Annotated in this window: 16 protein-coding genes; 14 read left to right on the top strand and 2 right to left on the bottom strand. The window is 73.4% G+C overall.

Annotated elements, in window-relative coordinates:
• Positions 1 to 203: 203 nt before the first annotated feature.
• Positions 204 to 1,073, bottom strand: coding sequence for an HAD family phosphatase (locus ACIA8F_RS22330; RefSeq protein WP_250745380.1), 870 nt, complete (start codon positions 1,071 to 1,073; stop codon positions 204 to 206).
• A 490-nt stretch (positions 1,074 to 1,563) separates the two neighbouring features.
• On the opposite strand from ACIA8F_RS22330, the gene ssd reads away from it, so the two are divergent.
• The 7 genes from ssd (at position 1,564) to ACIA8F_RS22295 (ending at position 6,651) form a co-directional block, all read left to right on the top strand.
• Positions 1,564 to 2,790, top strand: coding sequence for a septum site-determining protein Ssd (gene ssd / locus ACIA8F_RS22325; RefSeq protein ID WP_399381278.1), 1,227 nt, complete (start codon positions 1,564 to 1,566; stop codon positions 2,788 to 2,790).
• Positions 2,787 to 3,935, top strand: coding sequence for a TadA family conjugal transfer-associated ATPase (locus tag ACIA8F_RS22320; RefSeq protein ID WP_399381125.1), 1,149 nt, complete (start codon positions 2,787 to 2,789; stop codon positions 3,933 to 3,935). The genes ssd and ACIA8F_RS22320 overlap by 4 nt, the downstream gene beginning before the upstream one ends.
• Positions 3,932 to 4,816 (top strand): type II secretion system F family protein, encoded by an 885-nt coding sequence (locus ACIA8F_RS22315; RefSeq protein WP_399381124.1) that lies wholly within the window; start codon positions 3,932 to 3,934, stop codon positions 4,814 to 4,816. The genes ACIA8F_RS22320 and ACIA8F_RS22315 overlap by 4 nt, the downstream gene beginning before the upstream one ends.
• Positions 4,813 to 5,592 (top strand): type II secretion system F family protein, encoded by a 780-nt coding sequence (locus tag ACIA8F_RS22310; RefSeq protein WP_399381122.1) that lies wholly within the window; start codon positions 4,813 to 4,815, stop codon positions 5,590 to 5,592. Before ACIA8F_RS22315 ends, ACIA8F_RS22310 begins: the two co-directional genes overlap by 4 nt.
• 144 nt (positions 5,593 to 5,736) lie before the next feature.
• Positions 5,737 to 5,952 (top strand): DUF4244 domain-containing protein, encoded by a 216-nt coding sequence (locus ACIA8F_RS22305; protein ID WP_399381120.1) that lies wholly within the window; start codon positions 5,737 to 5,739, stop codon positions 5,950 to 5,952.
• Positions 5,939 to 6,292, top strand: a complete 354-nt coding sequence (locus tag ACIA8F_RS22300; RefSeq protein WP_399381119.1) for a TadE family type IV pilus minor pilin — start codon at positions 5,939 to 5,941, stop codon at positions 6,290 to 6,292. The genes ACIA8F_RS22305 and ACIA8F_RS22300 overlap by 14 nt, the downstream gene beginning before the upstream one ends.
• Positions 6,289 to 6,651 (top strand): Rv3654c family TadE-like protein, encoded by a 363-nt coding sequence (locus ACIA8F_RS22295; protein WP_399381117.1) that lies wholly within the window; start codon positions 6,289 to 6,291, stop codon positions 6,649 to 6,651. The genes ACIA8F_RS22300 and ACIA8F_RS22295 overlap by 4 nt, the downstream gene beginning before the upstream one ends.
• 542 nt (positions 6,652 to 7,193) lie before the next feature.
• On the opposite strand, the gene ACIA8F_RS22290 is transcribed toward ACIA8F_RS22295, so the two are convergent.
• The gene (locus ACIA8F_RS22290; RefSeq protein WP_399381116.1) at positions 7,194 to 9,665 is read right to left on the bottom strand and encodes a DEAD/DEAH box helicase; all 2,472 of its coding nucleotides are present in this window, start codon (positions 9,663 to 9,665) and stop codon (positions 7,194 to 7,196) included.
• An 81-nt stretch (positions 9,666 to 9,746) separates the two neighbouring features.
• Here ACIA8F_RS22290 and bldG point away from each other — a divergent pair, with 81 nt between their 5' ends.
• The 7 genes from bldG (at position 9,747) to topA (ending at position 20,076) form a co-directional block, all read left to right on the top strand.
• Entirely contained in the window at positions 9,747 to 10,088 is a 342-nt protein-coding gene (bldG, locus tag ACIA8F_RS22285) for an anti-sigma factor antagonist BldG (RefSeq protein ID WP_243339893.1), read from the top strand.
• Between the two features lie 101 nt (positions 10,089 to 10,189).
• Positions 10,190 to 10,630: an ATP-binding protein gene (locus ACIA8F_RS22280; protein WP_399381114.1), complete on the top strand. Its 441-nt coding sequence runs from the start codon at positions 10,190 to 10,192 to the stop codon at positions 10,628 to 10,630.
• Positions 10,631 to 11,333: 703 nt separating this feature from the next.
• Positions 11,334 to 13,751, top strand: a complete 2,418-nt coding sequence (locus ACIA8F_RS22275) for a sodium-translocating pyrophosphatase (protein WP_399381113.1) — start codon at positions 11,334 to 11,336, stop codon at positions 13,749 to 13,751.
• A gap of 237 nt (positions 13,752 to 13,988) precedes the next feature.
• Positions 13,989 to 14,555: a small secreted protein gene (locus tag ACIA8F_RS22270; RefSeq protein ID WP_399381112.1), complete on the top strand. Its 567-nt coding sequence runs from the start codon at positions 13,989 to 13,991 to the stop codon at positions 14,553 to 14,555.
• A gap of 301 nt (positions 14,556 to 14,856) precedes the next feature.
• Positions 14,857 to 16,428, top strand: coding sequence for a methyltransferase (locus ACIA8F_RS22265; RefSeq protein ID WP_399381110.1), 1,572 nt, complete (start codon positions 14,857 to 14,859; stop codon positions 16,426 to 16,428).
• A 205-nt stretch (positions 16,429 to 16,633) separates the two neighbouring features.
• Positions 16,634 to 16,831 carry a hypothetical protein gene (locus ACIA8F_RS22260; protein WP_399381108.1) on the top strand — a complete coding sequence of 66 codons (198 nt, stop codon included), beginning with the start codon at positions 16,634 to 16,636 and terminating at the stop codon, positions 16,829 to 16,831.
• 413 nt (positions 16,832 to 17,244) lie between these two features.
• A complete protein-coding gene (gene topA / locus ACIA8F_RS22255; protein ID WP_399381106.1) occupies positions 17,245 to 20,076 on the top strand; it encodes a type I DNA topoisomerase in 2,832 nt (943 codons plus the stop codon).
• Positions 20,077 to 20,202 lie beyond the last annotated feature (126 nt).

Raw genomic sequence — 20,202 nt, 5'->3', positions numbered from 1 at the left:
TCGACGTCGCGTGGGTGCTCGGCGTTCATGCTTCGGTCCGTGGGCCTTACTGCGTTTTAAAGATGATCCTCTCGGATGTTCTTTGGTCTCGCGGGCCGTTGACTCCTTTGTACTCCGCTTCCGAGTGGAGCGAAACCCCTGGCCGCATTTCTTTGCTTTCCGGGGCGATCGCGGAGGTATCGGACACCTGGTGTTCCCGCAGGTCAGCGCGGTGCGGCGGCGGCCAGTGCGCGGCGCCGGCTCGCGTACCAGACCAGTCCCGCGGTGGCCGCGGCCGCGCCCACCGCGGCGGCGGCGACCAGCGCCGGCCGGGCGGGCATCGACAGTCCCGGGAGCCGCTGCTTCAGCCGCACCGGCCGGTTGAACACCAGTACCGGCCATTCGCGGGCCACCGCCTCCCGGCGCAGCGCGCGGTCGGGGTTGACCGCGTGCGGGTGGCCGACCGCCTCCAGCATCGGGATGTCGGTGGCCGAGTCGCTGTACGCGTAGCAGCGCGAGAGGTCGTACCCCTCGGACTCCGCGAGTTCGCGCACGGCCTCCGCCTTGGTCGGGCCGTAGGCGTAGTACTCGATCTCGCCGGTGAAGCAGCCGTCCTCGCCCACGACCATCCGCGTGGCGACGACCCGGTCGGCGCCGAGCATCTCGCCGATGGGCTCGACGACTTCGGCGCCGGAGGTGGACACGATCACCACGTCGCGGCCCGCCGTGTGGTGGGCCTCGATGAGGGAGGCGGCCTCGTCGTAGATCAGCGGGTCGATGAGGTCGTGCAGGGTCTCGGCGACGATCTCCCGGACCTGCTGCACGTTCCACCCCTTGCAGAGGGCGGACAGGTACTCCCGCATCCGCTCCATCTGATCGTGGTCGGCGCCGCCGGCCAGATAGATGAACTGCGTGTAGGCGGTGCGCAGCACGGCCCTTCGGTTGATCAGGCCGCCCTGGTAGAAGGACTTGCTGAACGTCAGAGTGCTCGACTTCGCAATGACCGTCTTGTCCAGGTCGAAGAAGGCTGCGGTGCGAGGCAAGGAGTGCGGCAAGGGCTGATTTTCCACGACCCGAGCATATGCGCCCACCATTCGGCGTAAAGTGCGGCGCGTGGGTTTGCCTGAGAAGCCTCTCGGGTACACCATGGAAGTCACGGATCGTTCGCGACCGTGCTAACCCGGTCTGGCTCCTCCCCCCCCGAGTCGGACCGTGGGGACGACCCCCGCTCTCCCCCCCGGCGGGGGTCGTCGCATGTCCGGACGCGGTTTGCGTCCCTGCCTTCGACCCCAAGTGATCACTCCTCGGGCCTCCTCGTCTTTGAGGGGCCTGCGCGGCGAAGGCCCTCACCCCACGAACTCGTCACGGTGCGTAGTCGTTCCGGCGCGCTCCGGAACTCACCTGTTGGGGTGAGCGGGTTATTCACAATGGGGCGGCCCTCCACGGTTTTAGAGCAAGATCCACTTCTTTTTCGCGATCCCGTCACGGTGATTCCGGCCGCGAAGTCCGCGGCGCTGGATTTGCTGTGAGAAGGAGGCGGAGATCATGGCTGGATCGAAGTCGTGTGAAGTCCGGGATCTCGCGATGGCGGGCGGGGCCGGGCCGCATCCCGGGGCCGGCGGGGCCGTGGCCGCAGGTGGGCGGCCACTGATCATCACCGAGGACCCCCTGCTGCTCGACGACCTGCTGCGGCTGTGCGCCGCCGCGGGGGCCGAGCCGCACGTGCACCATGCGGTGCCCGAGCAAAGCGGAGCCGGCGGTGACGGCAGTGCCGGCGGTGGCGACGGGAGTGGCGGGAGCGGCGGGGGCGACGGGAGCAGCGCGAGGAGCGGGAGCGGCGCGGGCGCCGTGGCCGTCGCGGGCGTGGGCTGGGAATCGGCGCCGCTCGTCCTGGTCGGCGACGATGCCGCGCGGCGGGTGCGCGGCGCACCCCGGCGGGACGGGGTCTTCCTCGTCGGCCGGGATCTGGACGACCCCCACGTGTGGCAGCGGGCGGTGGAGATCGGCGCCGAGGAGGTCCTGACCCTCCCCGACGCCGAGAACCGGCTCGTCGACCGCATCGCCGATGTCGTGGAGGGGGCCGGGCGCCCCGCCCTCACGGTCGGGGTGATCGGGGGCAGCGGCGGAGCCGGAGCCTCCACGCTCGCCTGCGCACTGGCCCTGCGGGCCGCCCGGGCCGGGGAGCGGACCATCCTCATCGACGGCGACCCCCTCGGCGGAGGCATGGACGTCCTCCTCGGCGGCGAAGCCGCCGAAGGGCTGCGCTGGCCCGATTTCGCCGCCTCGCGCGGCCGCGTCGGCGCCGGAGCCCTGGCGGAGTCCCTGCCCGAGCTGCACGCACTGCGGGTGCTCAGCTGGGACCGCGGGGACCGCGTGGTGGTGCCGCCCGCCGCGATGCGCTCGGTGGTGGCCGCCGCGCGGCGCCGGGGCGGGGTCGTCGTGGTCGACCTGCCGCGCCGGGTCGACGAAGCCGTGGCCGAGGTGCTCGCACAGCTCGATCTGGTGCTGCTGGTGGTGCGGGGCGAGTTGCGGGCGGTGGCCGCGGCCGGCCGGGTGGCCGCCGGGGTCCGGATGGTGGCCCGTGACGTCCGCGTGGTCGTACGGGGCCCCGCGCCCGGCGGACTCGACGCGGAGGCCGTCGCCGGACTGCTGGGGGTGCCGCTGGCCGGAGAAGTACCGGTCGAGGTGGGCCTGCCGGGCCGGGTGGCCGAGGGCGAGCCCCCGGGATCGCACGGGCGCGGCGCCCTCGCCCGCTTCTGCGACGGCTTCTGGCAGCGTGCGCTCGGCTCCGCCCAGGGGGTGACGGCATGACCACCGTGCTCCTCGACGCGGTGCGCCAGCGGCTCGCCGAGAGCGGTGCGGAGCCCACCCCGGCGCGGGTGGCGGCGGCCCTGCGGGCCCAGGGCCGGCTGCTGGGCGACGCGGAGGTGCTCGGCGCCGCCGCCGAGCTGAGGTCCGAACTGGTCGGCGCCGGACCGCTGGAGGCGCTGCTCGCCGACCCCGAGGTCACCGACGTCCTGGTGGCGGCCCCCGACCGGGTGTGGGTGGACCGCGGCGGCGGACTGGAGCTGACCGGGGTGACCTTCACCGATGCCGCCGCCGTGCGCAGGCTCGCCCAGCGGCTCGCCGCCGTCGCCGGGCGCCGCCTCGACGACGCCCGCCCCTGGGTGGACGCCCGGATGCCCGACGGCACCCGCCTGCACGCCGTCCTGCCTCCGGTGGCCGTCGGATCGGCCTGCCTGTCCCTGCGGGTGGTGCGGCCGCGCGCCTTCACGCTGGAGGAACTGGTCGCGGCCGGCACGCTGCCGCCCGGCGGACAGCGGCTGCTGCGGGACATGGTGCGGGCCCGCCTGTCCTTCCTGATCTCGGGAGGGACGGGCACCGGCAAGACCACGCTGCTCAGCGCCCTGCTCGGGCTGGTCGGCCCCGGGGAGCGGATCGTGCTCGCCGAGGACTCCGCCGAGCTGCGGCCCGACCATCCGCACGTGGTGCGGCTGGAGACCCGGCCGGCCAACCAGGAGGGCGCCGGCCAGGTCACCCTCGCCGACCTGGTCCGCCAGGCGCTGCGGATGAGGCCGGACCGGCTCGTCGTCGGCGAAGTCCGGGGCTCCGAGGTCGCGGACCTGCTGGCCGCCCTCAACACGGGTCACGAGGGCGGCTGCGGCACGGTCCACGCGAATGCGGCCGCCCACGTACCGGCCCGCCTGGAGGCCCTCGGGACGGCCGCGGGGCTCGACCGGGCAGCCCTGCACAGCCAGTTGGCGGCGGCCCTGACCCTGGTGGTCCACCTCGTACGGGACCGGGCCGGCCGGCGCCGGGTCGCCGAGGTCCACGTCCTGGAGCGGGATCCCGCCGGGCTCGTGGTCACCGTGCCGGCGCTGCGCTGGGGCGCCCGCGGGTTCGTACGGGACCGGGGCTGGGAGCGGCTGCGCCCGCTGCTCGCGGGTGCCCGGTGAGCGCCGGGGCGGTGGCGGCGGTGCCGGTGTTCGCCGCCGTGCTGTGCGCCGCGGCGGCGGCCCGGGCGTTCGCCGGGGCCGACGGGGAGTCCCGGCGGGCCCGGGCGGTCCTGGCCGGCCCGGGGCGGCCGGTCCCGGCGGGGCCCGCGCCGTGGGAGCGGCTGGCGGCCGGAGTCCGGGTCCGGGCCGCGCACGGCCGGGAGTGGGCCTGCCTCGGGGCCGGGCTGGTGCTCGCGCTGCTGGGCGGCTCGGTGATCCCGCTGCTCGCGGGTGCGGCGGCCGTGCCCCTGGTGCGCCGGTGGCTGCGGGCCGGTCGGCGGGCGCGGGCCCGGACGGCGCGGGCCGCCGAAGTGGTGGCCCTGTGCGGCGCGGTGGTGGGCGAGCTCCGCGCCGGTGCGCAGCCGGGCCGGGCACTGACCGAGGCGATGCGCCGCACGGTGTCGGGCCCCGGCGGCCCGGGAGCCGAGGAGGCCGGGGTCCTGGCGGCTGCTGCCTTCGGCGGGGACGTCGTCGCGGCACTGCGGCAGGCGGCGCGGGAGCCGGGCGCGGAGGGGCTGGCGGCGATGGCCGCCTGCTGGCGGGTCTCGGTGGACGGCGGCGCCGGGCTGGCCGCCGGACTGGACCGGCTGGAAGGGGCGCTGAGGGCCGAGCGGGACCGGGAGGAATCACTGCGCGCCCAGCTCACGGGAGCCAGATCGACGACTGCGGTGCTGGCCCTGCTCCCCGGGGTCGGTCTGCTGATCGGTACCGCGCTGGGGGCCGATCCGCTGCGGGTGCTCCTGCACACGCCGGTGGGATGGGGCTGCCTGCTGGCGGGCGCGGCGCTGGAAGCGCTGGGGCTGCTGTGGTGCGGGCGGATCGTCCGGGCGGGGGAGCGGTGACGGGCGGCCTCGCCGTCCACAGGCTGGGGACGGCCCTGTGCCTCGCGGCGGCGGCACTGTGCGCGGCATCGCTGGTGGCGGCGCGGCTCAGGGCGCGGGCGGCCAGGCGCCGGCTCACCCGGCTGCTCGCGGTGGAGGCACCGCGCAGGCGGCCGCTGTTCGGGCCCCGGCTGCGGGCGGAGCTGACGGCCTGGGCCGGGCCGGCCGGAGCGCTGGCCGCGGCCTGGGTGCTGATCGGCGGGCTCCCGGGTGTGGCGGCCGGCTGTGCCGCGGGCTTCGCGCTCCGCAGGTGGCTCGCGCGGCGAAGGCCGGCCGCGGGGTTCGACCCCGGGGAGGCCGAGCGTCAGCTCCCCTTCGCCGCCGACCTGTTGGCCGCCTGTCTGGCGGCCGGAGCCGGGCCGGTGGACGCCGCCGAGGCGGTGGGGGAGTCGCTGGGCGGCCCCGTGGGCGAGCGGCTCGCGATGGCCGGGGCGGAGCTGCGGCTCGGCGGCGAACCGGGCGCCGCGTGGGGGAGGTTGGCTGAGATACCGGGAGCCCGCGCCCTGGCCGAATGCCTGGAGCGCTCCGCGCGGACGGGGGCGCCCGCCGCGGAATCGGTCTCCCGGCTCGCCTCGACGCTCCGGGCGGACCGCGCCCGCCGGGCGGGGGCCCGGGCGCAGCGGGCCGCGGTCCTCGTCACCGCACCGGTGGGCCTGTGCTTCCTCCCCGCGTTCCTCGCGCTGGGGGTGGCGCCGGTGGTGATCGGAATGGCCTCCGGGCTCCTGTCCGGCACGTGAGGCGCGCCTGAATGACCTGGCGAATGACCGGGCGAATCACCGGCTTGAGATCGGCTGCCGGCCGGCCGCATTCGCCACCTGAAATGACCACCTGAAATGACCATCTGAGAGCACGTCAAAAAGTCGAATCAACGGGAGGTTGTCATGTCGATCATCTGGTTTCGGATGCGGACGGTACTGAAGGGACTGGCGGGACTGAGGCGCCGTCGGGGTGATGCGGGAATGACCACATCCGAATACGCCATGGGCACGATCGCGGCCTGTGCGTTCGCGGCCGTCCTGTACAAGGTGGTGACGAGTGAACTGGTTTCCACGGCACTTCAGTCGACCATCGGGAAGGCGCTCGATGCGCCGTTCTGACCGCGGATTCGTGACGGCGGAGACGGCCCTGGTGATTCCGGCGCTGGTGCTGTTCGCGGGGCTGCTGGTGTGGGCGCTCATGGCGGCCGCCGCGCAGATCCGGTGTGTGGACGCCGCTCGGGCCGGTGCCCGGGCGGCGGCCCGGTCGGAGCCGGCGGGCGCGGTGGTGGCCGCGGCCCGGGCTGCTGCCCCGCCCGGGGCGCGGGTGGAGCTCTCGCGGACGGGCGACCTGTGGCGGGTCAGCGTCTCGGCTCCCGCCCCGGGCCCGGCCGAGCTGCCGGTCCGCCTCACCGCCCTGGCCGCCGCCCTGGCCGAGGACACCGTGGGGCCGCCGCCGTGAGCGGGGCGCGGGCCGACCCGCGGGACCGGGGGTCGGCCACGGTGTGGGGGGTCCTGGTGGCGACCGTGCTGGCGGCGGTGTTCGGCGGGGTGCTCCTGCTCGGGCAGGCCGTGGTCTCCCGGCACCGGGCCGCGGCCGCCGCCGACCTGGCCGCCCTCGCCGCGGCGGCGACCTGGGCCCACGGCCCGGAGGCCGCCTGTGCCACGGCGGTACGGGTGGCGGTGGCGCAGGGCGCCCAGGTCACCGGGTGCACGGTGACGGGCGAGGTCGCGGAGGTCACCGCCCGGGTCCGGGCGGGCCCCTTCGGACCGGAGCTGCACTCCCGCGCGGGCCCACCGCTGGCCGGGGAGTCCCGTTGAGGGGGCCTCCGGGAGGGCGGGCGGCCCGTCTCTCTTCCGGGAGGGGCCGAGGGGGCCCGGGAGTGCTGCTGGGAGGGCCTGCGGGCGTCGGGGCGGGTTCAGGGCCGGGTGTCCCGGTTTGGGCGGCGTCAGGGGCGATATTCAGCCAATCGCCGGTGAAAGCGGAAGCCTGAGTTCCCCCCTGCCGGCCCGAGGGCCGACGGTCCGGTTGCTGGGCCCGGACCCCGGGCCGGGGGCGCCCGCAGGGCTCACGGGGCCGGTGGCGGGGTCGCGGGGCGAGGGGCGGACCTGGCGGTCCCCGGCGGCCCGGGGGACATGGCCCGGGACCCAGCCTGGGGGCCCCGGCCCGGAGCACCCGGCCCGAGGGCTCGCTCAGGGGGCCGGTGGTGGGGTGGCGGGCGAGGGGCCGGCCTGTCGGTTCCCGGCGGCCCGGGGCACCTGGCTCGGGGACCTGGCCTGGGGCCCCGGCCCGGAGCACCTGGCCTGGGGCCCCGGCCCGGAGGATCGGGCCCGGAGTACCCGGCCCCGGGGCTCCCGTGGGCTCAGGGGGTCGGTAGTGGGGTGGCGGGCGGGGGTTCCGAGAGGAGGTGGGTGAGGAGGCGGATGGCGCCGCGCTTGTGCAGGGGGTCGTTGCCGTTGCCGCACTTGGGGGACTGGATGCACGAAGGGCAACCGGCCTCGCACTCGCAGGCGGCGATCGCGTCCCGGGTCGCCGTCAGCCAGGCGCGGGCCGTGTGGAAGGCGCGCTCGGCGAAGCCCGCACCGCCCGGGTGGCCGTCGTAGACGAAGACCGTCGGGAGGAGGGTGTCGGGATGCAGCGGGACGGAGACCCCGCCGATGTCCCAGCGGTCGCAGGTGGCGAAGAGCGGGAGCAGGCCGATGGAGGCGTGCTCGGCGGCGTGCAGGGCGCCGCCGAGGATCTCCGGGTTGATCCGGGCCTCGTCGAGCTGGTCCTCGGTGACCGTCCACCACACGGCCCGGGTGCGCAGGGTCCGGGGCGGCAGGTCCAGTTTGGCTTCGCCGAGCACCTCGCCGGTGATCAGTTTGCGGCGCAGGTAGGAGACCACCTGGTTGGTGACCTCCACGGAGCCGAAGCAGAGCCTGCCGCGGCCCCAGGCGATCTCCGTCTCGGTCTCCAGGACGGAGATGGCGGTCGTATCGCGGGCCGTGGTGGAGAACGGCGGGTCCGCCTGCTCGACCAGCGCGACCGAGTCCTCCAGGTCCAGGTGCTTCACCAGGTACGTGCGGCCCTGGTGGAGGTGGACCGCCCCGTCGTGGACGGCGGTGTGGGAGGCCTCCTCGTCGACGGTGCCCAGCAGCCGGCCCGTGGCGGCCTCGACGATCTGGACCGGGCGTCCGCCGCCGCCCCGGATGTCGGTGAGGTCCGAGGCCCGTTCCCGGCGGGTCCAGTGCCAGGCCGTGGCCCGGCGGCGCAGCAGCTTCGCCGCTTCGAGCTGGGGGAGGAGCTCGCGTGCGGCCGGTCCGAAGAGGTCGAGGTCGGGCTCCGTCAGTGGGAGCTCGGCGGCCGCCGCGCACAGGTGCGGAGCCAGGACGTACGGGTTGTCGGGGTCCAGGACGGTGGCCTCGACCGGCTGCCGGAAGAGGGCCTCGGGGTGGTGGACCAGGTAGGTGTCCAGCGGGTCGTCGCGGGCGACCAGGACGGCCAGCGCGCCCTGGCCCGAGCGTCCGGCCCGGCCGGCCTGCTGCCACAGGGAGGCCCGGGTGCCCGGGTAGCCGGTGATCAAAACGGCGTCCAGGCCGGAGACGTCCACGCCCAGCTCCAGGGCGGTCGTCGCGGCCAGCCCGAGCAGCTCGCCGGAGTGCAGGGCCCGCTCCAGGGCCCGGCGCTCCTCGGGCAGGTAGCCGCCGCGGTAGGCCGCGACCCGCCGGGGCAGCGAGCGGTCCACGGCGGCGAGCTTCTCCTGGGCGATCACCGCGATCAGCTCGGCGCCGCGCCGGGACCGGACGAAGGCGACCGTACGGACGCCCTGGACCACCAGGTCGGTGAGCAGGTCGGCGGTCTCGGCGGTGGCCGTGCGGCGTACGGGGGCGCCCCGCTCGCCCTTGAGGTCGGTCAGCGGCGGCTCCCACAGGGCGAAGACGACCTCGCCGCGCGGGGAGGCGTCGTCGGACACCTCCACCACCGGCAGGCCCGTCAGCCGGGACGCCGCGGTCGCCGGGTCGCTCGCGGTGGCGGAGGCCAGCAGGAACACGGGATCGGAGCCGTAGCGGGCGCACAGCCGGCGCAGCCGCCGCAGGACCTGGGCCACGTGGGAGCCGAAGACGCCCCGGTAGGTGTGGCACTCGTCGATGACCACGTAGCGAAGGGACCGCAGGAAGGAGGACCAGCGCGGGTGGGCCGGGAGGATCCCGCGGTGCAGCATGTCGGGATTGGTGAGGACGTAGTTGGCGTACTGGCGCACCCACTCGCGTTCCTCGAACGGGGTGTCCCCGTCGTAGACGGCGGCCCGGACGGCGTTGCCGAGGGGGCCGGCCAGCTCCCGTACGGCCCGGCGCTGGTCGGCGGCCAGGGCCTTGGTCGGGGCCAGGTACAGGGCGGTCGCGCCCCGGCCGTTGGGTGCCTCGGCCCCGTCGGCGAGGGCGGAGAGCACGGGCGCGAGGTAGGCCAGCGATTTGCCCGAGGCGGTGCCCGTGGCGACGACCACGGACTCGCCGTCGAGGGCGTGCTCGGCGGCGGCGGCCTGGTGCTCCCACGGATGGTCGATCCCGGCGGCCTGAATTGCGGCTACGACATCCGTTCGGATGCGATCGGGCCAGACCGCATGACGACCCTCCCGAGGGGGCAAGTGCTCCGTATGGGTGATGCGCGCAGCTCGGGAAGGCCCCCGTGACAGACGGTCCAGGACCGTGCCGGGGGTGGGTCTGATGTCCTCGGGTGCCGTGGGCCGACCGGGACGGTGAGTGTTGGCCATTGGAACCGAGTGTGTCACCGGCGTGCGGGACAATGGACCGAAGGCGTCGTGCGCGCCTGCCGGTAAGTGATTGAATGCCATCGCGGCAGCCAATCCCTCGCCCGCCTTCGGGTGGGGAGGCCCCTGGGGGGCGCCGCTCGATAGCAAGGTGCTGGAGGATCCGTGGACCTGTCCCTGTCGACTCGCACTGTCGGCGACCGTACGGTCGTGGAGGTCGGTGGCGAGATTGATGTGTATACCGCGCCCAAGCTGCGCGAGCAGTTGGTCGAGTTGGTGAACGACGGCAGCTACCACCTGGTTGTCGACATGGAGCGAGTGGACTTCCTCGACTCCACCGGGCTTGGTGTGCTCGTGGGAGGCCTCAAGCGCGTCCGCGCGCACGAGGGCTCGCTGCGTCTGGTCTGCAACCAGGAGCGCATCCTGAAGATCTTCCGAATCACCGGCCTGACCAAGGTGTTTCCGATCCACAACTCGGTGGAAGACGCCGTCAACGCCACCGACTGACGGCGTTCGGCTGCGAACCGGCCGATGATGGAGCGGGGGGTACCGGACCACAAGCGGTCCGGGCCCCTGTAAGGCACGCCCGTAGTCCGAGGGGGACGCGCATGGCCACCGTTGAACTGCGCTTCAGCGCCCAGCCCGAACACGTCCGGACGGCCCGCCTGGTCGCGGCCGCCGTGGCGCGGCGGGCCGGCGTGGAGGAAGCCGTCCTCGACGAGGTCCGCCTCGCCGTGGGCGAGGCCTGTTCGCGTGCCGTCGGACTGCACCGCACCAACGGCCTGACCGCGCCCGTCCGGGTGGTGCTGACCGAGGAGGAGAAGGTGTTCTCCATCGAGGTCAGCGACGAAGTACCCGGACCGGCCGGCGGCCCGGCCGACGCCGTGCCCGGAATCGATGCCGTCCTGGACCCCGACGCGGACGGCGAGGACGAGATGGGCCTTGCCGTGATCAGCGGCCTGGTCGATGACGTCGATGTCATCAGCGGGGAGAGCGGCGGGACCATCCGGATGAGCTGGCCCGTCTCGGGGACCTCCGAACTGCCGTAACCGGGTAATCGGCCTGTCGGCCGGCCGTAACCGGCCTGCTGGCCTGCCGTGACCGGGTAACCGGCGGCTCCCCGGCCCGGCCCGGACCCCACCTCGCCGTCCCATCGCTGCCCGCCCCGCAGGGAGGCCTTGTGCCGCCCGGCGGGTTTTCGTGCTGCCCGGGGGCTTGGTGCCGCCCGCGCGGCGGCGGTGCCTCGTGTGGGGCTCTGGGGCTGCGGGGGTCTGTGGGGCCTGGGGGGTCTGTGGGTGCCCGGCGGGTTTTGGTTCCGGCTTCCTGGTTTGGGGCTTCCCCGTCGGTTTCGTGCCCCGGGTGGGGTCTGCCGCGGGGCGTTCCCGGAGGCCGGTCGTCTGGCGGCGGGGGACCGGGCGGGTGCCGGTAAGGCGTCGGAGGCGGCCCGGCGGGGGCGCCGGTGATGTTCCGCCGCGGGGGGCGGCGTATCGTCCGATCTTTTTCAACGGGCTGCCTAGCAGGGCCTTTTGAGTGGCTGTAGATCAATTATGTGATCGTTCTCCGCGAGGTTTATTGATCGCTGATCAAGCGTCAATGCTTTTGCCCCGTTACCGCTTTCGAGGGTAATGGAGTGACCAGATCTATTGGTGAGGAGCAAGTGCGAGCCAATTCCGTTTCCTGCGTACTGTTTTGATCGGGTCCCGCTCCCTACAATCCGTCCACATCTTGAGCTCATCACGTCAAGGAGGACGAATGACGGGGCTCTTCACCCCTATCGCGCCGGGTCGCACCACAGACCTGGCATCAGCAGTACTCACGGATGACAATCGGCTCATCGTGATCGTCATTGCGGCCGTGGCCCTCGCCGCGCTCGTCGTCGCGCAGATCCTGGTCCGCCAGGTCCTCGCGGCCGACGAGGGAACCGACTCCATGAAGGAGATCGCCGCCGCCGTCCAGGAAGGTGCCAACGCCTACCTCGGCCGGCAGCTCCGCACTCTCGCCGTCTTCGCCGTCGTCGTGTTCTTCCTGCTGTTCCTGCTCCCCGCCGACGACTGGACGCAGCGGGCGGGACGTTCCGCCTTCTTCCTCGTCGGCGCCATCTTCTCGGCCGCCACCGGCTACATCGGCATGCGCCTCGCGGTCCGCGCCAACGTGCGCGTCGCCGCCGCCGCGCGCGAGGCCACCCCCGCCGAGGGCGAGCCCGCCAAGGACCTGACCGAGGTCTCCCACAAGGCCATGCGGATCGCGTTCCGCACCGGCGGCGTGGTGGGCATGTTCACCGTCGGCCTCGGCCTGCTCGGCGCCTCCTGCGTCGTGCTCGTCTACGCCGCCGACGCGCCCAAGGTCCTGGAGGGCTTCGGCCTCGGAGCCGCGCTCATCGCGATGTTCATGCGTGTCGGAGGCGGCATCTTCACCAAGGCCGCCGACGTCGGCGCCGACCTGGTCGGCAAGGTCGAGCAGGGCATTCCGGAGGACGACCCGCGCAATGCCGCGACCATCGCCGACAATGTGGGCGACAACGTCGGAGACTGCGCGGGAATGGCCGCCGACCTCTTCGAGTCCTACGCCGTCACCCTCGTGGCGGCCCTGATCCTCGGCAAGGCCGCCTTCGGCGACCTGGGCCTGGCCTTCCCGCTGATCGTCCCCGCCATCGGGGTCGTCACCGCCATGATCGGCATCTTCGCGGTCTCCCCGCGCCGCACCGACCGCAGCGGAATGACCGCCATCAACCGCGGCTTCTTCATCTCGGCCGCCATCTCGCTGGTCCTCGTCGGGATCGCCGTCTACGCGTACCTGCCGGGCACCTACAAGGAGCTCGTCGGCGTCGACGACGCCGCGATCTCCGGGCACTCCGGTGACCCGCGGATCCTGGCGCTGGTCGCCGTCGCCATCGGCATCGTGCTCGCGGCGCTGATCCAGCAGCTCACCGGCTACTTCACCGAGACCAACCGCCGTCCCGTCCGGGACATCGGCAAGTCCTCCCTGACGGGCGCCGCCACGGTCGTGCTCGCCGGCATCTCGGTCGGCCTGGAGTCCGCCGTCTACACGGCGCTGCTCATCGGCCTCGGCGTGTACGGGGCGTTCCTGCTCGGCGGCACCTCGATCATGCTGGCGCTCTTCGCCGTGGCGCTGGCCGGCACCGGCCTGCTCACCACCGTCGGCGTCATCGTCGCCATGGACACCTTCGGCCCGGTCTCCGACAACGCCCAGGGCATCGCGGAGATGTCCGGGGACGTCGAGGGCGCCGGCGCGCAGGTGCTGACCGACCTGGACGCGGTGGGCAACACCACCAAGGCCATCACCAAGGGCATCGCCATCGCCACCGCCGTGCTCGCCGCGGCCGCGCTCTTCGGCTCGTACAACGACGCCATCGCGAACGCGGTCAAGGAGGTCGGCGCGAAGACCGCCGGGGAGATGAACCTCAGCCTGGACATCGCGCAGCCCAACAACCTGGTCGGGCTGATCCTGGGCGCGGCCGTCGTGTTCCTGTTCTCCGGCCTCGCCATCAACGCGGTCTCCCGCTCGGCCGGCGCGGTGGTCTACGAGGTGCGCCGGCAGTTCCGGGAGCACCCCGGGATCATGGACTACACCGAGAAGCCCGAGTACGGGCGCGTCGTGGACATCTGCACCAAGGACGCCCTGCGCGAACTGGCCACGCCCGGCCTGCTCGCCGTCCTCACCCCGATCGCCGTCGGTTTCACGCTCGGCGTCGGAGCCCTCGGCTCCTTCCTCGCCGGCGCGATCGGCACCGGCACCCTGATGGCGGTCTTCCTCGCCAACTCCGGTGGTGCGTGGGACAACGCGAAGAAGCTCGTCGAGGACGGGCACCACGGCGGCAAGGGCAGCGCGGCCCACGAGGCCGTCGTCATCGGCGACACCGTCGGCGACCCGTTCAAGGACACCGCCGGTCCCGCCATCAACCCGCTGCTCAAGGTCATGAACCTGGTGGCGCTGCTGATCGCCCCCGCGATCGTGCAGTTCAGCTACGGAGCGGACGCCAGCCCGACGGTACGGGCGATCGTCGCGGTCCTCGCGATCGGCGTCATCGTCGGCGCGGTGTACGTCTCGAAGCGCCGCGGCATCTCCGTGGGCGACGACGGGGCGGGCGAAGGCGCCACCGCGGAGCGGACGGCCCAGCAGGGCGACCCGGCGACGGCGGTCTCCTCCTGAGACGGCCGCCGCGCAGACGGCCCTCGCGGGCCGGGCTCCGGCGGGCCGGGCCCTCGCGGGCTTGACCCGGCTCCTGCGGCTCTGACCCGGCACTCCCGGGCCCGGCCGGCACGACTCGACCGTACGCCCGAACGGCGGACGGGGGGCGCGGACTGACGCGCCGTCCGTCCGCCTTTGCGTTTCCCGGATGGTGGACGTGTATCTTCCGGGCCGAGAGCCTTCGAAGGGACCAATCCGGTGAACAAGAAGCTTGCGGCCGCGGTATCGGGCGCTGCGGTGCTGATGCTCGTCCTGTCCGGCTGCGGCGGGGACGACGGCGACAAGAAGACCGACGCCTGGGCCAAGAAGGTCTGCGACAGCTGGCAGCCAGAGCTCAAGAAGATCGAGCAGGCCAACGCCGACATCAAGCGGGTGGCGACCGAGAGCAGCAAGCCCGAGGAGGTCCAGTCGACCGACTCGGCGGCCTTCGGGACCATGTCGGAGTCGTACAAGGCGATGGGTACGGCCCTCACGAGTGCGGGAGTTCCGCCCGTCAAGGACGGCGAGAAGACCTCGGCCGCGGCGGTCATGGGCTTCGAGTCCACGTCCGCGGGCTACACCGCCCTGAAGACGAAGATGGACGCCCTCGACGCCAAGGACCAGGGCAAGTTCGCCGAGGGCCTCAAGGACGTGGCGGGCGGCCTGGAGGAAGCGACCAAGGGCGGCAAGGAAGCCCTCGACCAGCTCAAGGCGGGCGGGCTCGACAAGGCGATGAACGGTCAGAAGGGCTGCCAGGTGGCGACCCCGTCGCCGGCGAAGTCCTAGAAGTACCCGTGCGGACCGCCGCCTTGGCGGCGGCGCCGCAACGCCGGGGCGGCCGGGCTCCTTCGGGACCGGGCCGCCCCGGCGCATGTCCGGGGTCGCGCGTCCGCGGCCGGGGACGCGCGCCGGGGCCGGAGGCGTCGGGGGACGCGTGCGAGGCCGGGTCCGGCCTTACGGAGCTGCGCCCCGTCGGGGCCCGTCCCGGGGTGCGTCCCCCCGGGCGGGAGCTCGCGGCGCCGGCGGCCGCCCACGCCGAAGGCCGTGTGGCGCGGGCAATGGCGGCGGCAGCGGCCACAATGGGCGGGTGAGTACCACCAGCCTTCCCCCCGGCCTGCCCGTCCGCCTCCCCTCGCCGGCCCGCGCGGCCGAGCTCCGCGCCGCTTTCCTCGCCGCGGGCTTCACCGCCGACGGGCTGCTCGACCTGCTCGGCGCCCCGGCGTACGCCGCGCTGGCCCGCAGCGAGACGGTCCCCGCCCTGCGCGCCACGCGGAGCAGCGGCGACGGGCCGCTCGCGAGCCTGATCCGGCTGTTCCTGCTGCGCCAGCCGGTGCCGTACGCGCACGCCGCGGCCGCCCTGCCCGTCGACGCGGCGCTCGCCGACGGCTGGCTGCGGCGCGAGGGCGACGAACTGCACGCCACCGTGGACGTGCGCCCGTACGGCGGGCCGGACGGCGAGGACTGGTTCATCGTCTCCGACCTTGGCTGCGCCGTCGGCGGGGCCGGCGGGATCGGCCATCGCGAGGAGGGCGTGGTCCTCGGGGTCGGCGGCGCCTCCACGACGCTGGCCGGGATCACCATCCGCACGCCGGTCGGCTCGGCGCTCGACGTCGGCACCGGATCCGGCATCCAGGCGCTGCACGCCGCGCAGCACGCGACCCGGGTCACGGCGACCGATGTCAACCCGCGGGCCCTGGAATTCACCCGGTTGACGCTGGCGCTGTCGGGGGCCCCCGAGGCGGAACTGCTCGCCGGGTCGCTGTTCGAGCCGGTCGGCGGGGCCACGTACGACCTGATCGTGTCGAATCCGCCCTTCGTGATCTCCCCCGGGGCCCGGCTGACGTACCGGGACGGCGGGATGGGCGGCGACGACCTGTGCCGGACCCTGGTCCAGGAGGCCGGGGCCCGGCTCAACCCGGGCGGATACGCGCAGTTCCTGGGCAACTGGCAGCACGTGGACGGCGAGGACTGGCACGACCGGGTCCGGGCCTGGGTGCCGCGCGGCTGCGACGCCTGGATCGTGCAGCGCGACGTGCAGGACGTGACGCAGTACGCGGAGCTGTGGCTGCGCGACGCGGGCGACCACCGCACCGACCCCGCCGAGTACGAACAGCGGTACGAGGACTGGCTCGACGAGTTCGAAGCCCGCAAGACCAAGGCGGTCGGCTTCGGCTGGATCACGCTGCGGCGCAGCGACGCGGCGGAGCCGTCGATCGTGGTCGAGGAGTGGCCGCACTCGGTGGAACAGCCCCTCGGGGAGGCCGTCGTGGCCCACTTCGCACGTCAGGACTACCTGCGCGACCACGATGACGCGGCCCTGCTCACGGGCTACTTCCGGCTGACCGCGGAGGTGGTGCAGGAGCAGGTCGGCGCGCCCGGCGCGGAGGATCCGGAGCACGTCGTGCTGCGGCAGAACCGGGGCATGCGGCGCGCCACCAAGGTCGACACGGTCGGGGCCGGCTTCGCCGGGGTGTGTGACGGATCACTGAGCGCGGGGCGGATTCTGGACGCCATCGCCCAGCTGGTGGAGGAGGACCCGGTGGTGCTGCGGGACCGGACGCCCGAGGCGATCCGGATGCTGGTGGAGCAGGGGTTCCTGGAGCCGGTGACCGGGGCGGAAACGGAAGCGGGAGCGGGGGCGGGAGCCGCCGGGGAGTAGGGGCGGCGGCGCGGCGGTGCGCGGCAATGCGCGGTGGTGCGCGGTGGTGCGCGGGGGGCGCGCAGCGGTGGGCCGCCGGGCCGTCGGGCAGCCGGAGCCGGGATGTAACCCCAGGTTCGCCTGATGTCTCCCCGGGGCTGGAATCCTCCGGTTCAGCGGGATCCGGGGGGATCCCGGGAGCGGCCCGGGGGATGAGGTGAGCGGCATGGAGCACGGTCCGGCGATCTTCGCGGCGGCCGTGTTCCTGCTGTTCGGGGCCGCTCTGCTGGCGTGGACGGGGGCGCGCGCCCTGCGCGGTGCGCCGGTGGCCGAGGGCGTGCGCCCCGTCGTGGCCGTACCAGTGGCCCTGCTCTCCGGCGGGGTCTCGCTGGTCCTCGGGGTCTGGTGCCTCGGGCGGCCGTGACGCCGGGGCGGTGAAACCGGAGGGCGTGTCGCCCCCGGAGTGGCGGCCGCCTCGGGCCGGCCGCGGTGCGGATCGCGGTGCGTGGCTCCGGCCGATCGGCCGGATGTCGCCCGGGCTCCGGTGGCGCGCCGGGTTTCGCCCGGTCGTCCGGAATGCGCGCAGGATCGTACTCACGGGGCAAAGAGCGACGTGAGGAGGGGTCCGGAGGCGGGGCCAGACGGCCCTTCGGCCACTCTGCCCGGTGAGTGCGCAGGGCCCGGCGCGGCATCCGGGCGGCAGAAATGGCACTTGTCGGGTTACCGTTCGAGTGGCCGTTGCGGGCTTCTGCCGTTTGACACGGGGGCGGGTTGTACCGTCACACTCCGCAGCGTCGCCGTACTGCGACCGAGTGCCGACCGGAGAGAAGAGCCAAGTTGTCCCCGACTAGCGAGACCGCAAAGGGCGGCCGCCGACTCGTCATCGTCGAGTCCCCTGCCAAGGCGAAGACGATCAAGGGCTATCTCGGCCCCGGATACGTCGTCGAGGCGAGCGTCGGGCACATCCGCGACCTCCCGAGTGGCGCGGCCGAGGTTCCCGACAAGTACACCGGTGAGGTCCGCCGTCTCGGTGTGGACGTCGAACACGACTTCGCGCCGATCTACGTCGTCAACGCGGATAAGAAGGCCCAGGTCAGGAAGCTCAAGGAGCTGCTGGCCGAGTCCGACGAACTCTTCCTCGCCACCGATGAGGACCGCGAGGGCGAAGCCATCGCGTGGCACCTGCAGGAAGTCCTCAAGCCCAAGGTCCCCGTCCACCGGATGGTCTTCCACGAGATCACCAAGGACGCGATCCGCGACGCCGTCGCCAACCCGCGCGAGCTCAACCAGCGCATGGTCGACGCCCAGGAGACCCGCCGCATCCTCGACCGCCTCTACGGCTACGAGGTCTCGCCGGTCCTGTGGAAGAAGGTCATGCCGAAGCTGTCGGCGGGCCGCGTCCAGTCGGTGGCCACCCGCATGGTGGTCGAGAAGGAGCGCGAGCGCATCGCCTTCCGCTCGGCCGAGTACTGGGACCTGACCGGCACCTTCGCCACCGGCCGCACCGGTGACGCCTCCGACCCCTCCACGCTGGTCGCCCGCCTGAACACGGTGGACGGCAAGCGCGTGGCGCAGGGCCGCGACTTCGGTTCGACCGGGCAGCTCAAGAGCGAGGTGCTGCACCTCGACGAGGCGAACGCCCGGGCGCTGGCCGCGGCGCTGGCGGAGACCTCGTTCGCCGTCAGGTCGGTCGAGTCCAAGCCGTACCGCCGCTCCCCGTACGCCCCGTTCCGTACGACGACGCTCCAGCAGGAGGCCTCGCGCAAGCTCGGCTTCGGTGCGAAGGCGACGATGCAGGTGGCGCAGAAGCTGTACGAGAACGGCTTCATCACCTATATGCGTACCGACTCCACCACGCTCTCCGACACCGCGGTGTCGGCGGCGCGCGCGCAGGTCACGCAGCTCTACGGGGCCGAGTACCTGCCGGAGAAGCCCCGCGTCTACGCGGGCAAGGTCAAGAACGCGCAGGAGGCGCACGAGGCGATCCGTCCTTCGGGTGATCGTTTCCGCACCCCGGCCGAGACCGGGCTGACCGGCGACCAGTTCCGCCTGTACGAGCTCATCTGGAAGCGCACCGTCGCCTCCCAGATGAAGGACGCGGTCGGCAACTCGGTGACCGTCAAGATCGGCGGCCGGTCGGCCGACGGCCGCGACGCCGAATTCAGCGCGTCCGGCAAGACGATCACCTTCCACGGCTTCATGAAGGCCTACGTCGAAGGCGCGGACGACCCGAACGCCGAGCTCGACGACCGTGAGAAGCGCCTCCCGCAGGTCGCCGAGGGCGACGCGCTGTCGGCCGAGGAGATCACGGTCGACGGCCACTCGACCAAGCCGCCGGCCCGCTACACCGAGGCCTCGCTGGTCAAGGAGCTGGAAGAGCGGGAGATCGGCCGCCCGTCGACGTACGCATCGATCATCGGCACGATCCTGGACCGCGGGTACGTCTTCAAGAAGGGCACGGCCCTCGTGCCGTCCTTCCTGTCGTTCGCCGTGGTCAACCTGCTGGAGACGCACTTCGGGCGGCTCGTCGACTACGACTTCACCGCCAAGATGGAGGACGACCTCGACCGCATCGCGCGGGGCGAGGCCCAGTCCGTGCCGTGGCTCAAGCGCTTCTACTTCGGCGCGGAGGACGCGACCGAGGTCGTGCCGGCCGACGGCGACGCGCTCGGCGGTCTGAAGGAACTGGTGACCGACCTGGGCGCGATCGACGCCCGGGAGATCTCCTCCTTCCCCGTCGGCGAGGGCATCGTGCTGCGCGTCGGCCGCTACGGGCCGTACGTGGAGCGCGGCGAGAAGGACTCCGAGGGCCACCAGCGGGCGGACGTCCCCGAGGAGCTGGCCCCCGACGAGCTGACGGTCGAGTACGCGGAGGAGCTCTTCGCCAAGCCGAGCGGCGAGTTCGAGCTCGGCAAGGACCCGGTCAGCGGGAACGAGATCGTCGCGAAGGACGGCCGCTACGGGCCGTACGTGACCGAGATCCTGCCCGAGGGCACGCCCAAGACGGGCAAGAACGCGGTGAAGCCGCGGACGGCCTCCCTGTTCCAGTCGATGAGCCTGGACACGGTCACGCTCGAGGACGCCCTGCGTCTGATGTCCCTTCCCCGGGTCGTGGGCGTGGACGCGGAGGGCGCGGAGATCACCGCGCAGAACGGCCGCTACGGCCCGTACCTGAAGAAGGGCACGGACTCGCGGTCGCTTGAGACCGAGGACCAGCTCTTCGCCATCACCCTGGAGCAGGCGCTCGCGATCTACGCGCAGCCGAAGCAGCGGGGGCGTGCGGCTGCGAAGCCGCCGCTGAAGGAGCTGGGCACGGACCCGGTCAGCGAGAAGCCGGTGGTCGTCAAGGACGGCCGGTTCGGCCCGTACGTGACGGACGGCGAGACGAACGCCACGCTGCGGCGGGACGACGACGTCGAGACCATCACGCCCGAGCGGGGCTACGAGCTGCTCGCGGAGAAGCGTGCCAAGGGTCCGGTGAAGAAGACGGCCAAGAAGGCTCCCGCGAAGAAGGCCCCGGCGAAGAAGGCGACGGCGACGAAGACCGCTGCCGCCAAGAAGACGACGACGGCCAAGAAGGCGACGGCGGCGAAGAAGACCACCGCCACCGCCACCGCCAAGAAGGCGGCCGCCAAGAAGACGGCGGCGGCCGCTCCGGCGGACGAGTAGTCACAGAAGCGACGAGTAGTCGCAGAAGCGGGGCCCGCGCACTGCGCGCGGGCCCCGCTTCGTGCTGTTCAGCCGTCCGGCGCTTGAGGACCGGGGTCCGGGGCGGAGCCCCAAGATCTTCCCGGG

The organism is Streptomyces sp. NPDC051563 (assembly GCF_044454225.1).
In the GTDB taxonomy this organism is placed as follows: Bacteria; Actinomycetota; Actinomycetes; order Streptomycetales; family Streptomycetaceae; genus Streptomyces.
The sequence above is the reverse complement of the archived record's forward strand: the minus strand, read 5'-3'. Positions and strand labels throughout refer to the sequence as shown.

Coding starts and splice junctions, on each gene's coding strand:
- ACIA8F_RS22330 (WP_250745380.1), bottom strand. CDS start 1,073: ATGGTGGGCGCATATGCTCGGGTCGTGGAAAATCAGCCCTTGCCGCAC.
- ssd (WP_399381278.1), top strand. CDS start 1,564: ATGGCGGGCGGGGCCGGGCCGCATCCCGGGGCCGGCGGGGCCGTGGCC.
- ACIA8F_RS22320 (WP_399381125.1), top strand. CDS start 2,787: ATGACCACCGTGCTCCTCGACGCGGTGCGCCAGCGGCTCGCCGAGAGC.
- ACIA8F_RS22305 (WP_399381120.1), top strand. CDS start 5,737: ATGTCGATCATCTGGTTTCGGATGCGGACGGTACTGAAGGGACTGGCG.
- ACIA8F_RS22300 (WP_399381119.1), top strand. CDS start 5,939: ATGCGCCGTTCTGACCGCGGATTCGTGACGGCGGAGACGGCCCTGGTG.
- ACIA8F_RS22290 (WP_399381116.1), bottom strand. CDS start 9,665: ATGGCATTCAATCACTTACCGGCAGGCGCGCACGACGCCTTCGGTCCA.
- ACIA8F_RS22280 (WP_399381114.1), top strand. CDS start 10,190: ATGGCCACCGTTGAACTGCGCTTCAGCGCCCAGCCCGAACACGTCCGG.
- ACIA8F_RS22275 (WP_399381113.1), top strand. CDS start 11,334: ATGACGGGGCTCTTCACCCCTATCGCGCCGGGTCGCACCACAGACCTG.
- ACIA8F_RS22260 (WP_399381108.1), top strand. CDS start 16,634: ATGGAGCACGGTCCGGCGATCTTCGCGGCGGCCGTGTTCCTGCTGTTC.